The organism is Rhizobium sp. 16-488-2b, from assembly GCF_017741815.1.
Taxonomy (GTDB): domain Bacteria; phylum Pseudomonadota; class Alphaproteobacteria; order Rhizobiales; family Rhizobiaceae; genus Rhizobium.
This window is the reverse complement of sequence record NZ_JAGHMF010000027.1, coordinates 154515-178998: the sequence shown is the minus strand read 5'-3', so window position 1 is coordinate 178998 and position 24484 is coordinate 154515. Positions and strand designations below refer to the sequence as shown.

Annotated in this window: 21 protein-coding genes and 1 pseudogene; 16 read left to right on the top strand and 6 right to left on the bottom strand. The window is 58.7% G+C overall.

Annotated elements, in window-relative coordinates; genetic code table 11:
- Positions 1 to 71 precede the first annotated feature (71 nt).
- Positions 72 to 1958: a diguanylate cyclase gene (locus J5286_RS22130; protein ID WP_142843328.1), complete on the bottom strand. Its 1887-nt coding sequence runs from the start codon at positions 1956 to 1958 to the stop codon at positions 72 to 74.
- A gap of 147 nt (positions 1959 to 2105) precedes the next feature.
- Between J5286_RS22130 and J5286_RS22125 the strand changes: the two genes are divergently transcribed.
- From J5286_RS22125 to J5286_RS22080, 10 genes are all read left to right on the top strand, one after another.
- Entirely contained in the window at positions 2106 to 2822 is a 717-nt protein-coding gene (locus J5286_RS22125) for a helix-turn-helix transcriptional regulator (RefSeq protein ID WP_142843327.1), read from the top strand.
- A gap of 395 nt (positions 2823 to 3217) precedes the next feature.
- Positions 3218 to 4171, top strand: a complete 954-nt coding sequence (locus tag J5286_RS22120; protein WP_161596384.1) for an AraC family transcriptional regulator — start codon at positions 3218 to 3220, stop codon at positions 4169 to 4171.
- Positions 4172 to 4654: 483 nt separating this feature from the next.
- Entirely contained in the window at positions 4655 to 4897 is a 243-nt protein-coding gene (locus J5286_RS22115; protein ID WP_142843325.1) for a hypothetical protein, read from the top strand.
- Positions 4898 to 4901: 4 nt separating this feature from the next.
- Positions 4902 to 6992: a putative bifunctional diguanylate cyclase/phosphodiesterase gene (locus J5286_RS22110; protein ID WP_142843324.1), complete on the top strand. Its 2091-nt coding sequence runs from the start codon at positions 4902 to 4904 to the stop codon at positions 6990 to 6992.
- Between the two features lie 25 nt (positions 6993 to 7017).
- Positions 7018 to 8274 (top strand): ABC transporter substrate-binding protein, encoded by a 1257-nt coding sequence (locus J5286_RS22105; protein WP_142843323.1) that lies wholly within the window; start codon positions 7018 to 7020, stop codon positions 8272 to 8274.
- Between the two features lie 384 nt (positions 8275 to 8658).
- The gene (locus tag J5286_RS22100; RefSeq protein WP_142843322.1) at positions 8659 to 10326 is read left to right on the top strand and encodes a globin-coupled sensor protein; all 1668 of its coding nucleotides are present in this window, start codon (positions 8659 to 8661) and stop codon (positions 10324 to 10326) included.
- A gap of 249 nt (positions 10327 to 10575) precedes the next feature.
- Positions 10576 to 12513, top strand: coding sequence for a pilus assembly protein TadG-related protein (locus J5286_RS22095; protein ID WP_237681478.1), 1938 nt, complete (start codon positions 10576 to 10578; stop codon positions 12511 to 12513).
- Positions 12510 to 13106 carry a TadE/TadG family type IV pilus assembly protein gene (locus J5286_RS22090; protein ID WP_142843321.1) on the top strand — a complete coding sequence of 199 codons (597 nt, stop codon included), beginning with the start codon at positions 12510 to 12512 and terminating at the stop codon, positions 13104 to 13106. The genes J5286_RS22095 and J5286_RS22090 overlap by 4 nt, the downstream gene beginning before the upstream one ends.
- Positions 13103 to 13540 (top strand): TadE/TadG family type IV pilus assembly protein, encoded by a 438-nt coding sequence (locus tag J5286_RS22085; RefSeq protein WP_142843320.1) that lies wholly within the window; start codon positions 13103 to 13105, stop codon positions 13538 to 13540. The genes J5286_RS22090 and J5286_RS22085 overlap by 4 nt, the downstream gene beginning before the upstream one ends.
- Before the next feature lie 54 nt (positions 13541 to 13594).
- Positions 13595 to 13855, top strand: a complete 261-nt coding sequence (locus J5286_RS22080; protein ID WP_161596383.1) for a PilZ domain-containing protein — start codon at positions 13595 to 13597, stop codon at positions 13853 to 13855.
- A gap of 85 nt (positions 13856 to 13940) precedes the next feature.
- Here the strand turns inward: J5286_RS22080 and J5286_RS22075 are convergent.
- Positions 13941 to 14246 (bottom strand): annotated as a pseudogene (locus tag J5286_RS22075) (transcriptional repressor TraM); the annotation flags it as partial.
- 196 nt (positions 14247 to 14442) lie between these two features.
- Here J5286_RS22075 and J5286_RS22070 point away from each other — a divergent pair.
- From J5286_RS22070 to J5286_RS22060, 3 genes are all read left to right on the top strand, one after another.
- Entirely contained in the window at positions 14443 to 14655 is a 213-nt protein-coding gene (locus J5286_RS22070; RefSeq protein WP_037094533.1) for a helix-turn-helix domain-containing protein, read from the top strand.
- Between the two features lie 171 nt (positions 14656 to 14826).
- Positions 14827 to 15459 carry a DUF433 domain-containing protein gene (locus J5286_RS22065; RefSeq protein ID WP_142913698.1) on the top strand — a complete coding sequence of 211 codons (633 nt, stop codon included), beginning with the start codon at positions 14827 to 14829 and terminating at the stop codon, positions 15457 to 15459.
- Positions 15456 to 15833: a DUF5615 family PIN-like protein gene (locus J5286_RS22060; protein WP_142913697.1), complete on the top strand. Its 378-nt coding sequence runs from the start codon at positions 15456 to 15458 to the stop codon at positions 15831 to 15833. Before J5286_RS22065 ends, J5286_RS22060 begins: the two co-directional genes overlap by 4 nt.
- A 16-nt stretch (positions 15834 to 15849) precedes the next feature.
- Here J5286_RS22060 and J5286_RS22055 read toward each other — a convergent pair whose 3' ends face one another.
- Genes J5286_RS22055 through traA form a run of 4 tightly spaced genes read right to left on the bottom strand, consistent with a single transcriptional unit; the run spans position 15850 to position 21508 of the window.
- Entirely contained in the window at positions 15850 to 16464 is a 615-nt protein-coding gene (locus J5286_RS22055; RefSeq protein WP_142913696.1) for a TraH family protein, read from the bottom strand.
- Between the two features lie 16 nt (positions 16465 to 16480).
- A complete protein-coding gene (locus J5286_RS22050) occupies positions 16481 to 17644 on the bottom strand; it encodes a conjugal transfer protein TraB (protein WP_142913695.1) in 1164 nt (387 codons plus the stop codon).
- Positions 17634 to 18173: a conjugative transfer signal peptidase TraF gene (gene traF, locus J5286_RS22045; protein WP_142913700.1), complete on the bottom strand. Its 540-nt coding sequence runs from the start codon at positions 18171 to 18173 to the stop codon at positions 17634 to 17636. The genes J5286_RS22050 and traF overlap by 11 nt, the downstream gene beginning before the upstream one ends.
- 23 nt (positions 18174 to 18196) lie before the next feature.
- The gene (gene traA, locus J5286_RS22040; RefSeq protein WP_142913694.1) at positions 18197 to 21508 is read right to left on the bottom strand and encodes a Ti-type conjugative transfer relaxase TraA; all 3312 of its coding nucleotides are present in this window, start codon (positions 21506 to 21508) and stop codon (positions 18197 to 18199) included.
- A gap of 254 nt (positions 21509 to 21762) precedes the next feature.
- Here traA and traC point away from each other — a divergent pair, with 254 nt between their 5' ends.
- Genes traC through traG form a run of 3 tightly spaced genes read left to right on the top strand, consistent with a single transcriptional unit; the run spans position 21763 to position 24248 of the window.
- Positions 21763 to 22059 (top strand): conjugal transfer protein TraC, encoded by a 297-nt coding sequence (gene traC, locus J5286_RS22035; RefSeq protein ID WP_142913693.1) that lies wholly within the window; start codon positions 21763 to 21765, stop codon positions 22057 to 22059.
- A gap of 4 nt (positions 22060 to 22063) precedes the next feature.
- Entirely contained in the window at positions 22064 to 22279 is a 216-nt protein-coding gene (gene traD, locus J5286_RS22030) for a type IV conjugative transfer system coupling protein TraD (RefSeq protein ID WP_142913692.1), read from the top strand.
- Positions 22272 to 24248, top strand: coding sequence for a Ti-type conjugative transfer system protein TraG (gene traG, locus J5286_RS22025; protein ID WP_142913691.1), 1977 nt, complete (start codon positions 22272 to 22274; stop codon positions 24246 to 24248). The genes traD and traG overlap by 8 nt, the downstream gene beginning before the upstream one ends.
- Positions 24249 to 24484 lie beyond the last annotated feature (236 nt).

Here is a 24484-nt window from a genome sequence, read left to right as displayed (position 1 = left end):
ACGCGCCCAATTCTGCTGTGTTTGGGCTTGGCGGCAACAGCGAAAGGCCGCCATTATGATGCCTTCGGTCCTTACTTAACTGTCACGGTCTGTCCGTCCGATAGCGTCCGCGCCACCACTTGATTGCGACCGTTCTCTTTCGCCTCATAGAGGGCGTCATCGGCTTCCGAAAGGATGCGTGCTGAGCCGAAGTGCAGACCTTTCCCCGTGACCGTTGAGATTCCTACACTCGCGGTCACTCGCCCGAACTCGCTCCCAGCATGTGGGATGTTCTCTTTGGCCAGGAGATGAGCAAATTCGTCGGCAACGATTGCAGCGCCTTTTTCGTCCGTGTTTGGAAGTAGAACCACGAACTCCTCGCCGCCGTAACGCGCCACGAGGTCCCCTGCGCGCTTCACGGACTTGTCTAGACATCTTCCGACGATGCGCAGGCAGTCGTCACCAGCAAGATGGCCATAGGTGTCGTTGTAGGCTTTGAAGCGGTCGACATCGATCATCAGGACACTGAGCGGCATACCCCTGCTGATACAATGTTCGGTTTGGGCCGCAAAAGCCCGATCGAAAGCGCGGCGATTGGTGAGATTGGTCAGTCCATCCGTGTCTGCAAGGGCTCTGAGCTGGTTAGCCGATTCCTGGAGAGCGATTTCCGCCTGCTTCGTCGCCGTGATGTCAGACACGACCACCATCGCCGTGCCATCATGGGCGAGCCGGGTCTTAAGTGCGCGCCACTCGCCGTTCTGAAGCTGGATTTCTTCGTCCTTGTTGACAGGAAGGCTTGCTGCCGCCAGCTCGATCCATTGCTCTGAAGCCACGTCGGGCATGTCGATACGCTCGCCCGTTTCCGCTACGCTGCGTAAGATGTCGCTGATATGCGCACCGACGACTCGAGCATCGCGTGAAAACGGGAATGCGTCCCGGTATTGCTCATTGCAGAAGACGAGGAACCCCTTCTTGTCGAAAATGGCGAAACCCTCGGACATGCCATGCATCGCAAGCGTCAGCAGGTTTCGCTTTTCGCGAAGCTCGCTTTCGAGTTCCACGCGTTCGGCAATGTCACGGGTGACGCCTGCGAGGCCAACGATGTGCCCCTCACTATCCCGAAGAGGGACCTTCGACGCAAGCAGGTGGCGATCGTTCAACCGCTCCTGAAAGTCTATCTGCGGTTCGCCGGTGCGCATGATCTGCTGTTCGCGGAAATACAGCTCCTCGGCTTCTGGAGGAGTGCGCAGGTTGAAGTCGGAAAGCCCGATCATGTCGGAAGCTGCGGGAAAACGGAATAGCCGGGCCATATTGTCGTTCACGGTCAGGAATTTGCTCTCCCTGTCTTTAACGTACAGATAGTCGGGGGACTGCGAGAATGCCGTTTCCAAAATTCGGCGCTCCAGCTGCACCCGATCTGTCTTGAGCATGATGAGGCCACACAGGATTGCAGCGACACAGTTTGCCGTGATGAGTGGGAACCCGATGGCCGAGAGCGCTTGGACCTCCGACAGGCTTGGAAGAATAGCGAGCACCAGGGTTAGCGCAAGCGCCAGGGCCAGGCTGAGAAATAGAAGGATGCGTCCCGCTGAGAATTTTGTGCGCGGCAGCAAATAGGTCGCCGCTCCCACCGAGCTCACGACCAGGATCGCCACGATCCCGTCAAGGGTAGCCGTTCCGGCAAGATAGAGGCGAAAGATAGCGGCTGGGACTACTGCACCGATGGCAGATATGGGGCCGCCCAATGCAGCGGTCAGCGCAAGCGGAACAAAACGAAGATCAAGATAGATTCCGGGCTGGTATTGGACTGCGAGCAACATGGAGCCGATAGAAGTGCAGCCCGCGAACGCACCAAAAAGAACTTTGTCGTGCCGAACGATTAGCCGACGGTACCAGATCGAAAAATGTGCCCACATGGCGAAGCACAAAACGACAAATGCCAGATTGCCCGCAAGCCGCTCCCAGACGCCCGTTGCCATGCATATACCCTGTGTAATCGCCGAGACCCGGCTGACAATCTGAGAGCGAAGCTGAAATATCAGCCAGAAGTTGCCTGTTGACGATTGATATTGCGTTAAGCATTCAGCGCAAAAATGTGGTTTTCAGGATTCGGCGAGAGATCAGTGATGGGGCATACACACGGGGAGGGGTTTGACCGCTTCAAGAACCTTTCGGAAGTTCCAGTTCAGCGACAACTGCGCGATAACGAGCTGCTTGAACATGTGAGAAAGGCTGTCGGGTTCCGGCACGTCGCCTTCGGTGGACTTGACCTGAACGGATACCACATCGGGCGAGGGCGCTCGATCGAGAGCGACATGCCGCCAGCCTATGTCGAAACATACTTTTCGGAACAGTGGAACCGCTCCGATCCCCTGCTTGTTCGGTCGACTGCACAGGCGACACCGATGACAGAGGAAGAGGCATTTGACCTTTCGCCGCCGGCCCAACGTCTTTCCTATCTGCATCGCTCTTACGAGATCGGCAAGCGCCTGCAAATTCCCGTCGCCAGGGGTGGTGTTGTTTATGGCGGTGTTTGCTTCACGACGGAGCGGGCGTTTACCCCAGGCGAACGAGAGTTCCTGGTATTCATCGCGGAGCCGTTGCACCGGACAATTTCAAAGCCTTTGATGGATCGTTTTGCCGCTGATGCCTTGCGGCTTACAGATGGTGAGCTGCGTTGCCTTCAGCTCGCCAGCACTGGCTTGACCAGCGAGGAAATTTCCGGGGTTTCCGAGTATCGAACCGAAACTGTCAACAGCTACCTGAAGAGCGCGGCGAAGAAGCTGGGCGCGGCTAACCGCGCTCATGCGATCGCCGAAGCAATTCGCCGGCATCTAATATGATGCAGGAGTCTTTGCTCTAACTTCACGTGAAATATAACGGCGCAGCCATCGTGGTTTCGGCAACATCTGCTCGGCAGCCCGTCCTCATTTTAGCAGAAAATTAGCGAATCGACCCAAATCTGGGGTAGGAAGAGACGAGCTCTCGCCTCCACGACACCGCATTTTGAGTATTCTGAGGTACGTACCACAATGTTCATCGAATTTGCAAAGCCGACTTGTGCGGATACTGTTGCCCACGGGCAACTTCCCATTCTTCGGTATCCCTCGGCTGAAATCTGGCGAGAATCTGGGCGGAGCGGTACGGAACTTACCCAAAAGCTCCCTGCCCGATCCGCACGCATCCGGGGGCACTGATGGTGCGGGCTCCTCAAACGTCTCGTTTCAAGTTCGTGCAAATGGACATCGACGAACTTCAGGAACAGCTTCCTCAGAGCCGTGAATGCGTAAAACTCCGCCCTCTCTCCAAGGCCGGAAAGGTCAGCATGGAGAACCTGCAGTTTTCCGCCGGCAGTTTTGACATCTGGCGGACGGATTGTGGCATCGGCGTCGAGGCAAGTTTCGATGCCCCTCCCGACTCGTGTGCTCTGTACCTTCCAATAGCGGGGGCAATGGAAGTTCGTTGTCGCGGCCTCGATCTCGTTTCCAAGTCAGATAGTATTCTGGTCGGCAAACTGCAGCAGACGGAGTTCGTTCGTAAGCATGCGGGACGCTCGCATATCGGCGTCACCTTCAGCCAGAACGCTCTCAAACGGGAACTGAGCTTGTTACTCGATCGGCCTGTGACGGGGGATGTGGATTTCGCGATTGAGATCGAAGCCAACACGACCTTGCACGGATATCTCATGTCCTTGGGAGGCTTGCTGTGGTCGACGTTTGCAAACGACAAAGAAGAAGCCTTGCCACTCCGGTCAACGGAGCTTCTGTTCCGGTCAATGCTCGTATGCATGCTGGAACAGTTGCCACACACCTATTCCAGCGCGCTCAAAGACCCGGCGGCGGCCGCTGTGCCTCGCCACGTGAAGCGAGCGATAGACTTCATGATGGCTCACCTTGATACGTCGCTAGAGATGGCGGACCTCGCAATAGCCGCTGGTGTGAGCATCCGCGCTCTGCAATCAGCATTCCAGCAGTTCAAGGACACGACCCCATCCGACTACTGGCGGCAATTGCGGTTGGAAGCCGTCCGGCGCGATTTTCTCGTTTCGGGAGACTTGACGGTCTCAGCTGTGGCCAGACGCTACGGGTTCGTCCACATGGGCCATTTTTCAGCTCTCTACAAAGCGGCTTTCGGGGAATTGCCTAATGAGACAATTCGCAGGGGTCGGGAAAGCCAAGCCCAGCGCGATTGAAAGAGGCGGGCGGAGACCTTGAAGGGTTTTCCAACCTTGCCCGGCCGGTTCGTTTAGATAGGCGCCGTTTCCATCGACGGTCGCTTTCTTCCCGGATATCCCTGTGGCGTGCCGAATATCCGAAATCCGCAACCTATTTGTTCGCCTTCATCTGGCCAATATTTGATTAATCACAAATTTACAATTGAGCCCAATTCTGGGCTTTATCGGAAAGGCGGATGAACGCCGGGGCTGGCAGGATGTCGGATTTCGATACGACCGGGGTCTGTGCCTGGTCGATATCAACTTTCACCGCCATCGAGACTACTGCGTCAGCTCATCCTTACGATCCGCCGGTTCCCAATTTCTCCTAATACAGCGTCGTTGCGAAATGCCGTGAGGGCTATTCGCTACTGGAAGGCGTGCGGGAAGGAGATGGAATGTCACAATGCTGGTGGCGCTGAAAGACCAACGAATTGCATGATTTAGGGGAATACTCTCAAAATGTCTAATCTCATTTCCTTTCCCAGTACCAGGTTCCAACAGCATTCATCCCCTGAGCTGCGGGCTGTACGTGACCAGATTCTGGAGGTCTATGCACAGCTCGAAGAGATCCGCATGGCGATAACTGCTTCTGCATCGCAAGGCGCTGCCGCACCTCGAATTCAATTGCTGGATCATACGGAGTTTGGTCTCTGGGCCGCGAACGGGCGGGGTGCTGCCTCCGAACTTGCCGGCGAGGGCTGATGAGATGCCGTTTGCTGGACAGCTCATAAGCGAACACAACAAGTCCATGGGTCGGTATATTCGGTCGATCAGCCGGCAATACCTTAACACGGTCATCATTATGATGTTGTTGATCGGGGCTACGTGCGCGACGGTGCTGGTGGCGCTGGACCGCCACTCGCTGCAGCAGAACATCAGCTTTCTGACCAGCAATCAGTTCATACGGTTTCAACAACTCGCCAACCAGACCCGTGCTCTGATGCGCGCTTCGGCTGACCTCAAGCTGCCCGAATATATTGTCGATGCGATGCGTGACGACATCCTCCAGGCAATTACGGACCTCCGCTCCGTGGCGAGCCGGTTGGAAACCATGCATGCAGAAATCAAGGGGAACTACCTTGAACGTCTACTCCCCCAGGACGAGGCGTTTGAGCGCGCAAGAGAGGATTTGGGCAAGTCTGTAGTGGAATTCCTTGGGCGAGCTGAGCAAATCGCAACGGCCGGCACGCAAGAGAGGCGGGATCGATATTCGTTCTGGGGAGCGATAGATTTTGCGGCAGCATCCGACAGCATGTTGATGCGCGGATTTTCAGATCTCAGTCAGCGTACTCACGAACGAAGCACGCTCAGTGTCTACAACGCGAAACTTGCGGGCGTGTGTCTTCTTGCGCTCATCGCAATGACCGTCCTCGTCACAGCCACGCTGGTGTTCCGCCCCCTGCTGCAGAAACTGCGCAATGAGCATTTCCGGACCGTAGACTACCAGTCCAAACTGGAGCATCTTGCGCATACGGATGGTTTGACGGGGCTTGGCAATCGCTCCCAGTTCAACACCGTTCTTACGCATCTTGTCTCTGAACTCGGACGCAAGGATCCGGGTTTTTCAATACTCCTGGTCGATCTCGATCACTTCAAGGGTATCAACGACAGCTTCGGTCATACTGCCGGAGATGCGATCCTCCGGCATGTCGCAGAGGCGCTTCGGCAGGTTGTGCGTGCAGGTGATACGGCAGTGCGTCTTGGGGGAGACGAATTCGCGATGCTTCTTCCTGGCGTGACGGATGCGTCATTATTAATTTCTATTGCGGAGCGCATAAGGCAGGCCATTGCCGAAGATATCGTCTTCGAGGGGCGAATTCTTCGGACGTCGGCATCCGTTGGTGGGGCTATCGCGCCTCTTCATGCAAATGATGGCACCGGTCTGCTGCAAGCGGCCGATGTGGCTTTGTACGCCGCCAAGGGGGAACGTAGTGCCGCCGTCGTCATCGACGAAGCTGCACTTGCCAACCGGATCGAGGACACTCAGCTCTTGGCTGCACTTGCCACCGCAGCCGACCGACAGGAGTTTGTCGTTCACTATCAGCCAAAGGTCGACCTCCTCACAGGCAAGCATGTGGGGTTTGAGGCGCTGGTGCGCTGGCAGCACCCATGTTTCGGATTGCTGCCGCCCGGTCGGTTCCTGCCATTGATGGATGGCACCCAACTCATGAAGGGTATGACCAAGGCAGTCATATCGACTGTTGGCCGTGACCTTCGTTTCTGGAAGCGTTCCGGCTTGGCGCCCGGCACCGTCGCCATCAACCTGCCAGAGATGCTTCTCCTGACGGACGAAAGCTATGATATCTTTGCGAAGGTAATCCGAGAAAACCGCCTTGAATGGAGCGATTTTTCTGTCGAGATCACAGAAGATGTATTCCTCAACCGAGGTTCCCAGCGGATTCTCAACGCTGTGGAGGGATTTCGTCGACAGGGCGTTTCCGTGTCGCTCGACGATTTTGGCACTGGGTTTGCTTCCTTGGTCCATCTGCGGGACTTCCCCTTCGACGAACTGAAAATCGATCGTAGCTTCGTTTCCGGCATCGAAACGGATCCGCGGTCGGCACAAATCATCCGCGCAATCGTGGACCTCTCCAACAATCTCGGAAAACGATGCGTCGCCGAGGGTATCGAGACGGATGCCCAAAGCCGCTTCCTTCTCGAGATCGGCTGCGAGCTGGGTCAAGGCTACCTGTTCGGCAAACCCGCGCCCGCTGAGATTGCGGTCTCTCACATTCCTGCGGTCCAATTCGTACCGTTTGTCGAAACAATCCACCCGGTCGCCGCGGGCGCACATTGACGCATCATTCCGGAGCAAATGCAAAATGACCTTTTCAAACAAAGCAAAGCATCTTGGTCTGGTTCTTGCGCCACTGGTATTTGGCCTGCCCTCCAGTCCTGTTTCGGCAGACGAGCGCGGCGCCATCGATGTCGTCCATTATTGGGTGTCGAAGAGTGAGGCACGAGCGCTCGACGTGTTTCGGGATGCTTGGTCGCGTGCGGGAAACCGTTGGATCGATCTTCCTATGGAAAACAAGGTTGCCGTTCAACGCACAGTGAGTGATCGCGTCGCCAGCGGCTACGCACCCGCGGTCATGCAGTGGAACGCCAATGAAGGTTCCCGGGAATTGCCGGAAATGGGAATCGTCCTGGATCTGGAAGAGGTTGCCGCGGCAGACCGCTGGCGTGAGGTGCTACCTGCGACCGTGGTTGATCGGATAAGCTTCAAGGGGAAGATCTACTTCGCACCAACGAACATTCATGCCGAGAACTGGCTGTGGACCAGCAAGGCCCTCTTTGATCGGCTGGGACTTCCGGCGCCGAGGACGTGGGAGGAAATTATTGGCGCTGCCGACAGGATAAAACAGGAGGGGCATGTTGCTCTCGCACTGGGAGGCGGCCGCTGGGAGATCTCGCTCATATTCAATAACATCATGTACCAGCAGCTGGGTTCGCAAGGATATGCCCGCGTAATCCGGGGTGACGCGTCGATGATACGTGATCCCCGGATGGCTGAAGCGCTCTCGATGTTGCGACGACTGTCCAGCTATGCTGAGCCTGCGCAGCGGCGGGTGGGCAAAACCTGGGCGGATGCTGCTGCGGCGGTGGGAAGCGGGGATGCCGGCATGCAGTTCATGGGTGATTGGGCCAAGGGAGAACTGATGACAAGAGGCTATGTCTTGGACAAGGACTTCCAATGCAGCCTCGTGCCGGGTACGGAAATCGCCTACTTCATGGTCGTCGATGCCTTCGCCTTCCCGATTACAAATCGCGAAGCTTCAATCAAAGCACAGCGGGATTTTGCCCGCGTGGTCATGGACCCGGTCAATCAGGTTGCTTTCAGCGGGCTCAAGGGATCACTTCCCGTACGGACAGACGTGGATCCGAGTAACCTTGATCGCTGTGGTCGTCTTGGATTGGAAATGATCGCAAGGAACAGCGACGTTAGCGCCCAATCCATGGCAATGCCCGCCCAGATGTCCGAAGCATTTATCGCGGTTCTTGCGAACTTTTTCGACGATGATCGCATACCCGTCGAAAGCGCTCAGGAGCAGCTTTATGCTGTCCTAAGCAAGAAATAGGCTCATCAGGGGAAGTGAGCGCTGATCACTCGCAACGGCCGGAGTGCCAGAGCGGGCCGCGGAGGTAGATGAGCCGAGCATAGCACATGCGGTGGCGGTCGTGTGCCTGCCAAGCAATTGATCGCGTCGGAATGACCGCTCATTTTTCATCCCGACAGTATCGGCCGATAATATCCGAAATTCGCACGCGATGTCCCATGGGCGCAGCTAAGGGTGAAGGGTCAAGCACCTATGGGTTTCGGTTAACACCAAATTAACCAGGTCGGCCAAATTTGGGGTCGTCGAGAAAGGCGGATGAGCGCCAAAGCCGGACATGATGACGGGTTTCGACGTGATTGAGGCACTGCCCGATCACCGTTTCAGCCATTTTAATCGAGGTCGGGAATGTCGAGCCAGTCCGCCATGCATACCTGCAGCAACTCCGTCCAGAGTGCTGCAGCTGTAGTCTCAAAGTCAAAAAGTCAGAGTGTCGAGCGTCGTCTCGATTTCATGCAACTCGATCAGGAAGGACGCGCCGGGATCCGATCGCTGAAGGCCCTCGTCGAACGCGAACTGCCACATGGCCTCGACAAATTCTACACGCAACTGCGAATAACCCCCGAAGCCAGCCGCTTCTTCTCCTCCGATGATCACATTTCCCGCGCCAAGGGCGCACAGATGGGTCATTGGGTCAATATCGCGGACGGCAACTTCAACGAGGATTATGTTGCCAAGGTGCGGACGATTGGCACGGTGCATGCCCGCATCGGCCTGGAGCCACAATGGTATATCGGTGGATACGCCATCATTCTCGACCATCTGATCAACAGCGCCGTCGAAGAGATATTCCCGAAGGGCGGGATGTTCTCGAAGAAGACGATGAAGCCGGCAGAGTTCGGCAAAGCACTCGCCGGTCTCGTGAAGGCCGTGATGCTGGACATGGACCTGGCGATATCCGTCTATATCGACGAGGCGGAGATCGCCAAGCAGAAGGCCCAGACAGAAGCCATCGACGCGGAGCGTCAGCTCGTCTGCAACTGTTTCGGCAAGGCGATGGCGGCAATCGCCGCCAAGGATGTGAGCTACCGGATCGATGACGATCTACCGGCGGCCTATCATGTGCTGCGAGACGACTTCAACAATGCACTGGAACAGCTGTCGACGACGATCCAGCATATTGATGGTGCCGCGACCCAGATCAGCGCCGGCGCGCAGGAGATCCGCTCTGCCGCCGATGATCTCGCCAAGCGCACCGAACAACAGGCCGCCTCGATCGAGGAGACGGCGGCGGCGCTGGAGGAGATCACGACAACTGTCAAGGATTCGAGCCGACGCGCGGAAGAGGCTGGGCACCTTGTTGCCAAGGCCCGTGCAGGCGCCGAAAAGTCCGGCCAGATTGTTCAGCAGGCCGTCTCCGCCATGGGTGCGATCGACAGCTCATCGCGGGAAATCTCCAGCATCATCGGGGTGATCGACGAGATCGCCTTCCAGACCAACCTCCTGGCGCTCAATGCGGGTGTCGAAGCCGCAAGGGCCGGCGATGCGGGTAAGGGCTTTGCCGTTGTCGCCCAGGAAGTCCGCGAACTGGCGCAACGCTCGGCCAAGGCCGCCAAGGAGATCAAGGAACTGATCAACAATTCCGGCGAGCAGGTAAAGGAAGGTGTATCGCTGGTCGGGCAGACCGGTGAAGCTCTGACGGAGATCGTCGGCGAAGTGAAAGAGATCGACCGTCACATCGGGGCGATCGTCAGGGCATCCAGCGAGCAGGCGACCGCTCTTCAGGAGATCAATACTGCCGTCAACACGATGGATCAGGGAACGCAACAGAACGCCGCGATGGTGGAAGAATCCACTGCTGCAAGCCATGCTCTGGTCCAGGAGGTCAGCCGTATCACGGGTATGCTCAGCGATTTCAACACCGGCCGAGGTTCGATCGCGCGTCCTCGCCCTGTTGGGAAAGCCACTGTGCACGCGGCGTCCTCTCCGGCGCGCGACCTTCGGTCGAAACTGCGTGAAACATTTGCCAGTCAGGGCAATGCAGCAATCGCTACCGGAGATTGGGAGGCGTTCTGAGAACGCGGACTGAGCGATTGCTCAGTGGTGTCCATTCCGTCGGGCTCTGTCCGCGTTCGCGGTGAAGTGCAGCCAGGAACAGCGCAGAGCACTTCGTTTTTCGGTCCCATCGCTGGAGCGAGAACCCTGTTTTGGGGTCCCTCGTGGAACGGAGCCGGGTCGCCATTTGCCAGACAAAAAATATGAAGAGCAAAGGCGCCCGGCCATCAGGTTTGCACTGGCCCATGGCTCCCAAAGAGAATTTTGACCATGAAGATTATTCACCACCTTATTTTACGTTTGAGCGCCGACCGGCACGGCGGCATCGCGATCATGGCGGCAATACTGCTGCCGGTCATCATTGGTTTTGCTGCTTTGTCCGTCGAGTATGGATACGGGTTGCTGGTCCGGGACGAAAATCAGCGCACTGCTGATCTGGCATCTTACGCGGGCGCGCTCGCCTATAGTGAAACAAGCTCGCAGGATCGGATGAGGTCTGCCGCGCTCAATGTTGCGAAGCTCAACGGCGTCGATCCCGCGAACGTTTCCGTCTCGCTTGCGGCGTCACCGAAAAACGAAAAGCTCCAGGCGGTATACGTTGAGGTGAAGACGACGAACACGCTGTTTCTGGCGCCGGTTCTAGGGGTGAAACCTCAGCTTGACGTCGCAGCAGAGGCCTATTCTTCGTTTGGCGCGGCGGAAAGTGCCTGCATCATCGCGCTTGATAAATCGGGAACAGGCGTGACGCTTTCCGGTGGTGTCCAGGTCGGCGCGCCAAATTGCTACGTGGCCTCTAACAACGATCTGATCGCACCATGTGGTACCAAGATCACAGCCAAGAGTGCCACCTACTTTGAGGGTTCTTCGCAGCCCTGTCCGTGGACAGCGAACATTGTGAAAGGCGACGGCAGCGAAGCTCCCGTCACCAAGCAGTACACCTCCGATCCCTTGGAAAATCACGCGGGCGTGGCGGAACTCAATGCTCGCCTCGACATAATTCGGAAGGCGTCCTGGCCGACTGAGGCTTCGGTCACCAAAGGCAAGGACATCGAGTTCGGTGGCAGCACCTCACCCCCGGACACTGCCGCCGCCCTGCAGGCCATTGGATGCAGCTACGATCCGGCCAACTACAATCAGTACTGGATGGACAAGTGGGATGTGACCTGCAGCGGTTCCAAGATCAACATCGGCTCGTTGCTTGTCCACGGCAACCTCCAGGTGAAGTTCAACGTCTCGGGGGTCAAGTCGACAGTCTATAACTTCTCGGGCAGGATTCAGAACGACTTCGGCACGAAGCTCGAATTCGGTGACGGCACGTTCAACGTCGAGAAGGGGGTCTATGGTGCGGACCTGACATTTGGAACTGGTTCGTTCCACTTCGGCATGGGAGGCGAGAAATGTGGTGATGCCCGCTATAGCCTCTGTGCCTCGGGCAAAGTCACCATAGATGGACCAAGCGCCTTCGTGTTTGACGCAGGTTTCTACACGGGTGCAGGCGCCACACTCAAACTCGGGGCCGGTACGTCCAACAGCTACACCATCGGGAAATCCAGCGGCGACAACGCCATCGGGCTTGATGGCGGCTCCATCACGGTCATGGCGGATGCCAGCACCGGAAAGGGTGTTTTCCGCCTGAACGGAGATCTGAACGGCGGTGGTGGCGGTAGCTGCATCACCATCCCCGCAAGCGCCGAGCATGACATATCCGGAAACGTCAATCTGGCAGGCGGTGCACGACTTGGCGCTGGTACCTATACCGTTGACGGGTACTTCTCGGTGAATACCGGCGGCTCCGCATGCAGCGACAACGTCGCGGTCTCCGGCAAGGACGTCACCATCGTCCTGTCAGGCACCGAAACACCTTCTGATTGGGAATGTAGCGGAAAGTCATTCTGCCTGACCGGCGGCAACGCCATCACGCTCAACGCCCCGAAATCCGGCCCCTATGCGGAATTGGCGGTTATCGGTCCGCAGTCTTCCAAGAATACGACAGGCGCTGAGATCACCTCCGGCGGCAGAGCGAAAATCTCGGGCGCCTTCTATTTTCCAAATGGCGTGATCGATTTTGGCGGTGGTGGTCAGCTCGGGGACGCGGGTAACGGCTGTCTGCAACTGATCGGCACGAGCATCTCGCTATCCGGCGGCTCCCAAGCGATGTCCGAATGTACGCAACTGAGTGGAACCCGAAAGGTGGCCTTGGTCCAATGAAGACGTTTCTGAGAATAATGGCGCTGCGAGCACGCGTTCGCCTTGGCCATCCGCTTTTTGTGTTGAAAGACACAAAGGGCAATGCTGCTATCGAATTTGCCTTGGTCGTTCCCATCTTCGCTCTCGTCTTCGTGGCGAGTGTCGATCTGGGAATGCTGGTGTTCTCGCGATTTCAACTGGAGGCGGCCGTCTCGGCAAGCGCCAGCTATGCAATCGCCCATGCCGACCAGGTCGATGGCAGCAACGGTAGCGAACTGGCCAAGAATCTTGCCCTCATGATCGCCAGCAATTATCGGGGCGATGCCACCGCGGCAATACAGGTCAATAACGGTCCGCAGGCCAGTTATGACGGGGCGACGATCAAGATCGGTGGCGTCTCCAGTCAGGCCAATGCCTGCTATTGCCCGAAGGGGAATGCCGCATCTGTCGAGTGGGGGTCGCAAGTCACCTGCAACTCGTCTTGCCCTGACGGCGGGCGTGCCGGACGCTATGTCGCTGTAACGGCAAAGCAGGCATATACCCCGTTCTTCACGATGTTCGATGTCGTCAAGGACGGTTCCATTGCCGCCAACGCAATGGTGCAGACGAAATGAGGTATTCCATACGCAGGTTCATTCGTGAACGTTCCGGCGCCAGCGCCGTTGAGTTTGCGTTGGTCGCGCCGGTCTTTTTGTTGTTGCTGTTTGGTATGATCGAATTTGCCCGGTTGTTCTGGGCGACCCATGCTCTTCACGAAACAGCAATCGCCACGGCGCGTTGCATGGGCATACCGCAGATCCAATGCGAAGACGGTGGAGCCTACAGCTCGGAGAATGCGATCGCATTTGCGAAGTCCAAAGCGGCGGGGTGGCTCATCCAACTTGATCCGACGGCGATCACTCTCGATCGCAGTGCCAGCTGCAACGGTTTGGAAGGTCTTTCAAAGGCGAGGATCGAATACGAGTTCACGACCGTTGTGCCAAATCTCCTGACGTCCCTGGCGGGCGGCACTCAGCTGAAAGCCGAAGCATGCTACACCAACTACTGATGTGGCCGCACGGGGCTCCATACCACGTTGCACGTCCCGACGGTTTGCTCTGCCGTGGATGAGCGGCGGGCGTCCCCCAGAATACGCGCCTTCAAGGGCGCGCGTATCATCTATAACAACGGCGTGGCCACGCGGGATTGCACGATCCGCAATCTGTCTGCAGGTGGCGCCCGGTTGGTCATGGAAACGACGATGGAACTTCCCAACGTGTTCGAGCTGGCGCTGGAAGGCGGTTCTCGGCGTCAATGTGAAATACGTTGGCGTAGGTTTAATGAACTGGGCGTCGAATTTATGGGTGGCAATATACCAACATGAACACAACGAGCTAGCTTCCAGTCTTCTCCGCCCGATACGATGATACTGATGGCCGGATTGTATGTTCGAAACACCGTGCTGAATCGTCCAATGGGACGTCGGGGATGTAGCCAAGTGCGTCGATGATCTGCGACAGCTCTTCCTGCTGGGCTTCGGACTTCTTCTGACGGGCAATGTATTCATCCTGCAGGTTTGCCAGGACGTCGCTGGAAACCGAGGGGTCGCCGCTCGCGCGAGTCCATTCCTCGTAGACAGCCTCATCCGCGGCGAGCAGCCGGCGGTGTTCGTGTATTGCCGACACCGCCAATTCCTCCAACGCTTCCTTCGGCATCGAACAGAACCGCGGATCCCGCTCGCTCTTGTCGGTCTCAGAGGACTCCGCATCGTTCATTCGTTTTTCCTCGAAACTCATTCCTTCACCACTCGAAACGATGCTTTGGTCCCGCACTGTGCGGCCGCGCTACAGACTATCATAAGACCAACATTGCAAATCCGTCGAAGATCGATTGCCCCCAATATCACAGGACATGTCGAATCGGAACTATAGTTCCTAGAACAATAATTCCGATTCAGGTTCCGCTCACGTCATGGATCTCAACGAGGTCATGGCGGTCAATTTGCGTCGAATACGTCATGGCAAGAAACTGACGCAGGAGGAACTGGCGCACCGCACAGGCCTGAGCGCACGCCATATCGGTGCCATTGAACGCGCCGAAATGTCGGCAACCCTCACCGTCCTTGGCCAGATTTCAGAAGCGCTGGGCGTCGAACCCGCCGAGCTTGTGACCAAATCGAACTGATCTGCAAATCGCGCCCGTGGTCGACTGGATTTTAGGGTTCGGAGGCGGTTTCCGCTCCGAAGCCGATGTGCATCGATCGATTGGGACAGCTCGACCACTGAGATTGAGCATGGGTCAAGGCTTTACACGAGCGGCGGGCCGCATTATATATTCTCCACAAGGAGAATGATTATGGCCAGCACGTCACACGCCTACACACCCGCCGAGGCGGCGGCTGTCAGCGAGATCGCTGTGAAGTCGGTGCACAATGCGATCGACAAGCGCATCATCGAGACTCATCTCGTTGGTAGCAGGGGTCGAGCACTCACCGATGAGGATCTGCTTCGGTTGAAGCTCTGGTACGGCGTCGGATCGATCTTGTCTGCCGAGCGCCGCAAGCGCCTATTCGATACGATCGACCAGAACCCCGATGCCGAAACTGTTAGGGCAGACGATTATCTCATTATCGACGTTGCGCGAGCACGAGAACAACTGGCCGCGCGGGCCGAGGCGCTTCGAGAAGCCGAACGACTGATTGAAAGCGTGAAAGGCGTCGTGGGCGGCGAGCCGGTTTTCAAGCGAACCCGTGTTCCCGTGCGAACGATTGCCGCGATGAAGACCCAAGGCGCAAGTACAGCGGAAATCGTTGAGGGCTATCCTTCGCTCACCGAGCGCATGGTGGAACTTGCCGAGATCTGGGTTGCGGCCCATCCCGCCAGAGGACGTCCGAGGAAGCTTTCGGAGCAGGGCCTGAAGGTGAAATCCGTGAAGCGCCTGATCCTTCGGAACGAGAACGTCCCTAAAACGTCTGGCTCGACCTCGTGAAGTTTCTTATCGATGAATGCCTTCACACGTCTCTCGTGGCCGTGGCTCAAGAGCACGGCCACGATTGTTTCCATGTAAATTGGCTGGGACTGAGCGGCGAGACCGATTGGGACCTAATGCCTCGGATTATCGAGGAAGATTTCACCTTCGTGACGAACAACGCCCGCGACTTCCGGAAGCTCTATGCCAAGGAAGAGCTGCATGCGGGTCTGGTGATTATCGTCCCGCAGGTGCTGCCTGTGCTGCAACGAGAATTGTTTGCCCTCATATTGCAGGATCTGGCAGGCGCGCAGGATATGGTCAACGCAGTCATCGAAGTAACCCTCGACGGAGAGGAAGCGGTTCTCACGCGCTATTCGCTTCCGGAAGTATAGTCACCTTCCAAGGAAATCATTTTCCTCCGATCCTCGACAGGTCGATCCGCATCTCAGCTGACCCAACGTTCTCGCTTTTCTCGGCGCCTTCAGTGCTTGTATCCGCAGGAGGTATGTCGCTGCTCGCCTCGGCCTCCTCTGGAGGCAATACATTGTCTATCGTCACGCTTTTTCTCGGATCCTCCGCCTGGAACACGCTCACGCCTTCGAACTCGCCGGTCTTCCAGGCGTAGACAGCGTCCTCGAAGATCTGAGGGAAGACGTCATCGCTCTTCGGATTGCCGTACCATTTGGCAACGATCCGCAAGACCTTCGCGAACATCGCCGTTCCCTTGCGAAGGTTTTCGCAAGGATCGACGAGATCAGCCTTTAAGTCGGCCGTATCCTTGACGCCGACACCCGCAGGGAACTGTGTCAAGCCGACGCGGACCACTGCCTGGCCGACATACTGCCGGACGATCGCCATGGCCTCGTCCGGCGTCATCGCCTTCGGGACGAGGATCAATCGGCCACCCGATTTGACCGTGACGGCAAGCGGATCGTTCGAGCCCGCAGCGGTCACGAACTGTTCGACGATTGCCGGCTTCAATGAGGGGTCGGCGCATTGTTGGATCAGGGCAGCGTCGAGCATGAGGTCTCCTCGGGCTTCAGGTGTTGAAGGAAATCAAGAGGGGCTTATCGAACAGACGCGCCCAGGCTTCCGCATTGGCGCGTTGGATGGCGACGATGGATGTCCCCTTGGTCCACCAGCCGTTGCCGACGGCGACAATGACGTCCGGATCGTGGAGCATGGATTGGAGAACGGGCCAGACGATCAGTTGCTCGTAGCAGATCAGCGGTGCGACCCGAGCATCAGCGACCGCCACTACCGGGTCCGCGATGAAATGCGCCCGCGCGCCACCGCTCTGACCCAGCAGGGGACGCCAAGGCTGCCACATCGAGCCCGGGACCGGCATGCGCTCGCGATAAATGACGCGAGCACCGTTACGAGAGAGAGCGACCAGAACATTATCGTATCCGCCCGTATCGACGACCGCAGCGCCGGCAATGACGGTGACGTCAGTGCCCTGCAGCCCATTTACCCAGAGCCGCTCGACGGTCGGCGTCCAGAAGCCCAGGGCGCTCTCGGGGAGGACAATGGTGAGGGCGCCGCCGGATGCTCGATCCTTCACCGTGGCAATCAGATCACGGTGGTGCCTAATGCTGACGTCGCGACCGAGTGAAGCGCCGAATTCGAGATCGACGCCCCGCCACGCTTCCGTTAGCTTCGGCTCGTCCCAGGTTGCGGCGGACCAGATCCAAAAGCCTGCCAGGACAATCGCGACAGCTGGCCACATGCGGGTTACGAGGCCCATGAGGCCGGCTGTCGCGGCAAGGAGCCCCCACCATCCCCATCCCGGAAACAGCACGCCCGCGGCCGTGATCGGATGCGCCCAGCCGGTGATACCGATTGGCGGAATGGCCATGAGCAAGACTGCCGCGAGGTAGCGAAACGGTCGTGTACGTTCGCATCTCGTCCAGAACATTGCGTGGACACCGACAAAGCCCAGCGATGCGCTGAGCCAGAGCAGCAGTCCCGGCCAGAGGTCGGAGGAATAGAAGGTGGCAACGCCCTGCGGCAGACCGCGTGATGCAGCGAGGAAATAACCGGCGGAAACCGCTGCGGCCGCCAGTCGTGACCGCGCAAGCGCCCAGAGGGTTGGAAACGTGCATGCGAGCGGAAGGAAAAGGACGTGACCGCTCCACGCCACCGTTCCGGCGATGATTGAAGCGGCAATCAACAGGACCGGCCGAACGCGCTTACGGCACATAGGTGAGCACCGGTTGCGCCAGGCCGAGGATGCCCGAAACGGGAAGGGGACCGAAGTAGCGGGAGTCGTAGGAGCTCCTGTGCGGTGAATGGAGGAAGACGCTTTGTGCCGGCACGGCGCCGCCGAAATACGGCACCATCGGCCGACCCTTGCCGTCGCGCTGAGCCAGATCGGAGAAAGGGATCGCATGCCCGTCGATCGTTACGCCCGCACCGATTTCGACATGCTGCCCGGGAACCGCGATGACCGTCTTGATGAGCGGAGCGACCCCGCCCGGGCAGGTTCCGAAGCGGAGATAGCCACGCGCTCTGGCCTCTCGCATGACAGGCGTTTGCGGAGGGCAAATGAAGACGAGATCGCCTGCCGATACCACTCGATTGAGCGCCGAGATGCGCCATATCCCGAGGGGCTCGCTCGGCGTCAGGTTGATGCGGTAGCCGCCGATCTTGGCGGCAGCGGCACTGCCCCCAACGACGGTTGCCGCCACCAACAAAAGCACGACGGCATTCGATCGTCGCGCAGGTCGCATCCGACGTACAGAGACTTGCGCCGTCATTTCAGGGACAGTCCCTGGCTCTTTGTCTGACGCAGGGTTTCCGTCTGTTTCAAAGCCTCCGTCGTGCGCTCATGCGCGGCCAGCTGCTGCGCGGTCCGCATAAAATTCCATGCTGATTGCACTTCGGCCCTCTGTCCGGCCGTCATCCCCGCGGTGACGGTGTTAAATGTCTGTCCGTTGGTGCCTTTTGCGGCAAGAGGCAGGAAGGTCCGCTCGCCGAAACGCTCCGATACAGCTCTCGCAAATCCCTCGAGCTCCGCCTTCACCATTTTGTCGGCAAGCGCATATTCGAGACCGGCCGGCAGGTCGTTGCGGTCGATCGCATCGCGCACACGTTCGAGGGTCTGCTTTGCGTTTGCCGAGAGCGCCGGAATATCGATGGACACCTTCAGACGGACGGCGCGTTCCTCGACCTCATATTTGCGCTCCGCCTCTGCACGCTGGCGCAGATAGCGTTCCAGATTTCGAGCCAGAGCCGGCGCGTTGGTCAGCGCTGTTGCCCGCGCCTGCTTGTCAGTGCCGCTTGCCAGTAGACCGGTCTTGCCTTTCAAGGCGCCGAAGCTTTCCGGTTGATCGCGGATCCTGCCGATGGTGGCATTCGCCACCGCTCCATCCTTCAGCAGTGCGTCGACGTTGATCGCCTTGAACGCGATTCCCGGCTGCGCGTAGACGAGGTGGAAACGGGTCGAAACCTCCTCCCACTGTTTCTTCAAACCGGGATCGGCTGTGACCTTGTCCTCCACCGCCTGGTCGATTGATTTTGCGAAGGTGGTGATGCCGGAAACCATGGGTCTTGCCTTCCTGACAGTGTCATGAATTGGGGATTTCACAGAGCCGATGATGAGCCCGAGCTTGGCGGCGACCGCGGCCAGCCGCGCACCAAGATCGATGAGCTTTTGCTTTTGCCCAACCGTCCATTCCAGCCGATCGCGGAGGAGCGTGCGGGCCACGTTGACGAGATTGAGACCTCGAGCCTCGGCGAAGCGAAGGGCCTGATGGTAGAAGGGACCACCAGCGTAATCGAGGGTCGTTTCCTTGGCGTTCCTGCGCGAGAGGACTGGGATCAAGCCGCCGGCCTTGGCGAAGGATCTTCGGCCGTAATAGACGGCCAGGTCCTCACGATGACGAGTCATGGCGACATAGGTGAGGTGGCGATCAAGAGAAAGAGAACCCAGCACCTTGACCCGATCGACCGTGGCGCCCTGGCTTTTATGGATCGTCGTGGCATAGCCATAATCGAGGTTGTTGTAGAAGCGTTGTTCCACCAGCACCTGGCGCGCAAGCTCGCCATCGCCAACCTGCGCGACGATGCGGCCCGGCCCGGTCTCAACGACCTTGGCCAACATGCCATTCTTGACGCCGAGCGATCCTTCGTTCTTGAGGAACACGATCTGGTCGCCCACGGCAAAATTGCGATCGCCGTCCGCCGTCTTGAACATAGCTCCCTTGTCGAGAACCCCGCGCTCGATGAGTTTGATGCGCGCCATCTGGTTGAGCATGCGAACGTCCCTGCGCAAATGAGCCAGGATCAGCGACGTCTTCGCCGGATCGTAATCGCGGTCCCAGGCGGCGATGAGGTTGTCGACGGCGTCGGCCTTCAGATCCCACCCGATCACCTTGCCATTGGCACGGTAGGCGTCGACTGCCTTGCCGACGTTGCCGCGCGCCAGGTCGAGCGAGGCATCGCGCATCCATTGCTGGCGCTGGCGATAGATGGTTTCGAGTTCCGCATACCCAATGCGATCGGAAATCGCCCGAAACGCGGCGCCTGCTTCGATCGGTTGGAGCTGTTCGGGATCGCCGATGAGAACGAGCTTGGCGCCGGCCTTCGTCACCGCTTCGACGAACAGCGCCATCTGCCGCGACGACACCATGCCGGCCTCGTCCAGAACGAAGACCGTCTTGCTGTCGAGCTGGTTTCTTCCCGCATTCCAGCGAAGCTCCCAGGACGAAAGTGTCCGAGAAGGGATTCCCGCTTCTTTCTCCAGCCCTTCGGCCGCCTTGCCGGCAAGTGCGCCACCGACGACCCGATAGCCGGCCGCCTCCCAGGCTTCGCGTGCCGCCTTCATCATCGTCGTCTTACCGGCGCCGGCGCGGCCGATCACCGAGGCAATCCGCTCGGCTCCCGCGACGTGCTCGATCGCAGTTCTCTGCTCATCCGACAGGCGGTCATGACGGGCAAAAGTCGCGGCGAGCACCGGATCCCGCACGCCATGTGACGACCGTTGCGATAGCCAGACGGCGCGATTGGCCATCTGCGCTTCCAGCCGGATCATTTCCCGCGTCGTGTATTTGGCGGGCAATCTGGAACCAGTGGCAAAGTCGATCCGCTCGCGCTCAAGGCGGAACGTGTCGGGATGCAGGATGATCCGGACCATGAGGCTTTGGAACAGGGCGGGATCGTCGATATAACGATGCAGGATCTTGGCGACATCACGCTCGTCGAAGACGCTCTTCTCACGCGTGATCAGGTCGATGACGAGTTTTGGGCTCCGGTCGATCCGTCTCGCGTTTTCGGCTCTGCGCGCATCCTGCAGTTCGATGCGCTCGAGCTCGACCGGCTTCGTAGCAACATCGGCTTTCCGCTCGATCGCTTTGGTCCCGACGCCAAGGTGGATGGTCGGTTCGAGATCGATCCCCTGCTTTTCGAAGGAGCGGCCGTCGACGCGAAGGTCGAGACCGGCCAGCGCCAGATGCCTGTTCTGGCAGGCAAACCATCCGTCGCGAAACGCGTTGAAATCGTCGATGCCTCCAGCCCAGAGCTCATAGACGATCTTGCCGGCATCGTTGCGGATCGGATTGCCGTCCGGTCCAAGCAGCGCGACCTTCTTGGCGCCGAAACCGTCTTCGGTCAGCGGCCGCAAGGTTGTCATCAGATGAACGTGCGGGTTGCCCGGCGCGTCATGATAGACCCAGTCGGCCACCATGCCGTTCGACGTGATGTGCCGTTCGACGAAATCCCGCACGAGCGCGATATTCTGCTGAGCGCTCAGTTCGATCGGCAGAGCAATGGTGACGTCCTTGGCAAGCTGCGCATCGGAGCGCTTCTCGAAATCTTCGACCTTGTTCCAGAAGGCTTCGGAAGCACCGGCGACCGAACGATCCGCGATCATCGTTCGCAGCCATTCGGGAGCGTCTGCGGGAATAACGAACTCTTCGTGCAGTAATCCGTGCTTGCGAGTGTAGTCGATCGTTCGAGCCTCGCGCTCGAACTCCATCTTGGCGCAGTGCCGGTAGGCCGCCGACAGCACGGCGCTGCGGCCGGAGCCGCGGGCGACAACGCTGACGGAGAAATGGGGGACGGCCACAGCAATTCTTTCCCGGTTGCGAACGAAATCAACAGGTTCGTCGGAAGCGGAAGGCCCCGCCAGGGGCAAAAAGCAGAACGTCGCGTCAGCGACGTATAATTGCGCCCTTCGGATCCGCTCCTTCGGAACGGCCGGGATCATTCACCAAAGCTGGCGCTTTGGCGATTGTAGGATTCACAGTAGTGCGTTCCGCACGCTCCTCCGGGAAACTGGGTTCGAAAGACAAGCTTTCCAACCCAAAGGAGACGTACGGAATGAAAAGGCCATCCTCCAAGATCCGCGACGAAATCGCCAAACTCCAGGAGCAGCTAAAGATCGCCGAGACCCGTGAGGCCGAGCGCATCGGCCGGATCGCCCTCAAGGCCGGACTTGGCGAGATCGAGGTCGACGAGGCAGAGCTGCAGGCGGCCTTCGAGGACCTGGCGAAACGGTTTCGCGGAGGCGAGGTTCGTACGACCGGAGGAAAGAGGGGAGCAGGCGCAGGCGAAAGCAGGGCACCGTCCACGCAGAACGCGACTGGCGCGGCTGCGGGCGGGACTGCTGAGGCTTGAGCGGATGGCGCGCACGACCACATCCGACGCCCGCAAGAAGGACACGCGGGAAAAGATCGAGCTCGGCGGTCTGATCGTCAAAGCGGGCCTTCGATACGAGAAACGGGCGCTGCTGCTGGGCGCGCTCATCGATTTGAGCCAGCGCCTCAAAGCAGATGAGACCGAACGGCCGCGGCTGCTGGCGATCGGCGCGGGGGCCTTTGGCAACAGCGATGAATAGGATCATTCTTTTCATGGCGCCTGTCGTGCTGATGATCCTGGTCGTGATCGGATTGACCGGGATCGAACACTGGCTGTCCGGCTTCGGAAAGACGGAGGCTGCTCGACAGACGCTCGGCCGCGCCGGCATTGCCCTGCCTTATGTCGCCGCGGCGGTCATCGGCATCGTGTTGCTGTTCGCGAGCGCCGGCGCGATCAGGATCAAGACGGCAGGATGGGGCGTCGCCGCCGGAGGGCTAGCGACGATCATTGTCGCCATCGTTCGCGAGGCGATCAGGCTGTCGGCATTCGCGAACCAGGTTCCGGTCGGCAAGTCGCTCCTCTCCTATCTCGATCCGGCGACGCTGATCGGAGCGGCAGCTGCAGCGCTTTCTGCCTGCTTCGCCCTCCGCGTTGCGCTCGTCGGCAACGCGGCCTTCGCCAGTGCCGAGCCCAAACGCATACGCGGCAAGCGGGCGCTGCATGGAGAGGCCGACTGGATGAAAATGCAGGAGGCGACGGGCCTGTTTGCGGAGGGCGGCGGTATCGTCGTCGGCGAGCGATATCGCGTCGACAAGGACAGCGTAGGGACGCGCGCGTTTCGCGCCGATGATCCCGACACATGGGGTGCCGGTGGTAAGTCACCGCTCTTATGCTTCGACGGTTCGTTCGGTTCGTCGCATGGCATCGTGTTCGCTGGTTCCGGCGGTTTCAAGACGACATCGGTGACGATCCCGACGGCGCTCAAATGGGGCGCCTCGCTGATCGTCCTCGACCCGTCGAATGAGGTTGCCCCAATGGTGTCGGCCCATCGCACCAGCGCGGACCGAGACCTGTTCGTCCTCGATCCGAAGAAGCCGGAAACCGGATTCAATGCGCTGGATTGGATCGGGCAATTCGGCGGCACCAAGGAAGAGGATATCGCATCCGTTGCCTCATGGATCATGAGCGATAGCGGCGGTACGCGCGGTGTGCGCGACGACTTCTTCCGGGCCTCGGCCTTGCAGTTGTTGACGGCGATGATCGCCGACGTTTGCCTTTCCGGACATACTGAGAAGGAGAACCAGACGCTTCGCCAGGTCCGCGCCAATCTTTCCGAACCTGAACCGCAGTTGCGCCAACGCCTGCAGGAAATCTACGACAATTCGGACTCGGATTTCGTAAAGGAGAACGTCGCGGCCTTCGTGAACATGACGCCTGAAACCTTCTCCGGCGTCTATGCGAATGCCATCAAGGAAACCCACTGGCTGTCCTATCCGAACTACGCCGCGCTGGTTTCGGGCAAGACGTTTTCGACGGGGGATCTTGCCGATGGAAACACCGACGTCTTCATCAACATCGATCTCAAGACCCTGGAGACGCATGCGGGCCTCGCACGCGTCATCATCGGCTCGTTCCTCAATGCAATTTATAACCGCGATGGTTTGATGAAGGGCAGAGCACTGTTCCTCCTCGATGAGGTTGCCCGCCTTGGCTACATGCGGATCCTGGAGACCGCGCGCGACGCCGGCCGGAAGTATGGCATCACGCTTCTCATGATCTACCAGTCAATCGGCCAGATGCGGGAAACCTACGGCGGCCGCGATGCCGCGAGCAAGTGGTTCGAGAGCGCGAGCTGGATCAGTTTCGCGGCGATCAACGATACGGAAACCGCGGATTACATCTCGCGTCGCTGCGGCATGACGACGGCCGAGATCGACCAGGTCAGCCGAAGTTCGCAGATGAAAGGATCGTCGCGGACGCGGTCGAAGCAGTTGGCCGCACGACCGTTGATCCAGCCGCACGAAGTCCTTCGCATGCGCGCTGACGAACAGATCGTCTTCACGGCGGGGAACGCGCCGCTTCGATGCGGCCGCGCGATCTGGTTTCGGCGCGACGACATGAAAGCTTGTGTTGGCACGAACAGGTTTCACAAGCTTGGAAGCCCACCCGAAGCCCCTCTGATCGAGCCGGCGCGCAGAGCAGCGAGCAAGGTCGATCCAGAAAAATGAAGAGTATCGGAGAAATCAGCGTCGCACGAAAGGGCGGGATTTCGGGAATTCTCGTCGTGCGAGGAGCGGGAAATAGCGCAGCCGCAGGAGCCTCAACAAAGAGGCCCGAAGGGGAGGCGGGACCGACCGCGCCCCGCTCCCGCACACCGTCTGATAGCACGCTTGCTCATAAACGCGGATGAACCGAAGCCGATAAGTTGGGGAATACAGGAGAGGACCGAGGTGACGAAATCGAA

Coding starts and splice junctions, on each gene's coding strand:
- J5286_RS22050 (WP_142913695.1), bottom strand. CDS start 17,644: ATGTGCCGTAAGCGCGTTCGGCCGGTCCTGTTGATTGCCGCTTCAATC.
- J5286_RS22110 (WP_142843324.1), top strand. CDS start 4,902: ATGCCGTTTGCTGGACAGCTCATAAGCGAACACAACAAGTCCATGGGT.
- J5286_RS22085 (WP_142843320.1), top strand. CDS start 13,103: ATGAGGTATTCCATACGCAGGTTCATTCGTGAACGTTCCGGCGCCAGC.
- J5286_RS22065 (WP_142913698.1), top strand. CDS start 14,827: ATGGCCAGCACGTCACACGCCTACACACCCGCCGAGGCGGCGGCTGTC.
- traG (WP_142913691.1), top strand. CDS start 22,272: ATGAATAGGATCATTCTTTTCATGGCGCCTGTCGTGCTGATGATCCTG.
- J5286_RS22070 (WP_037094533.1), top strand. CDS start 14,443: ATGGATCTCAACGAGGTCATGGCGGTCAATTTGCGTCGAATACGTCAT.
- J5286_RS22090 (WP_142843321.1), top strand. CDS start 12,510: ATGAAGACGTTTCTGAGAATAATGGCGCTGCGAGCACGCGTTCGCCTT.
- J5286_RS22105 (WP_142843323.1), top strand. CDS start 7,018: ATGACCTTTTCAAACAAAGCAAAGCATCTTGGTCTGGTTCTTGCGCCA.
- traD (WP_142913692.1), top strand. CDS start 22,064: ATGGCGCGCACGACCACATCCGACGCCCGCAAGAAGGACACGCGGGAA.
- J5286_RS22095 (WP_237681478.1), top strand. CDS start 10,576: ATGAAGATTATTCACCACCTTATTTTACGTTTGAGCGCCGACCGGCAC.
- J5286_RS22115 (WP_142843325.1), top strand. CDS start 4,655: ATGTCTAATCTCATTTCCTTTCCCAGTACCAGGTTCCAACAGCATTCA.
- traC (WP_142913693.1), top strand. CDS start 21,763: ATGAAAAGGCCATCCTCCAAGATCCGCGACGAAATCGCCAAACTCCAG.
- J5286_RS22130 (WP_142843328.1), bottom strand. CDS start 1,958: ATGGCAACGGGCGTCTGGGAGCGGCTTGCGGGCAATCTGGCATTTGTC.
- J5286_RS22125 (WP_142843327.1), top strand. CDS start 2,106: ATGGGGCATACACACGGGGAGGGGTTTGACCGCTTCAAGAACCTTTCG.
- J5286_RS22120 (WP_161596384.1), top strand. CDS start 3,218: ATGGACATCGACGAACTTCAGGAACAGCTTCCTCAGAGCCGTGAATGC.
- J5286_RS22055 (WP_142913696.1), bottom strand. CDS start 16,464: ATGCTCGACGCTGCCCTGATCCAACAATGCGCCGACCCCTCATTGAAG.
- traF (WP_142913700.1), bottom strand. CDS start 18,173: ATGCGACCTGCGCGACGATCGAATGCCGTCGTGCTTTTGTTGGTGGCG.
- J5286_RS22100 (WP_142843322.1), top strand. CDS start 8,659: ATGTCGAGCCAGTCCGCCATGCATACCTGCAGCAACTCCGTCCAGAGT.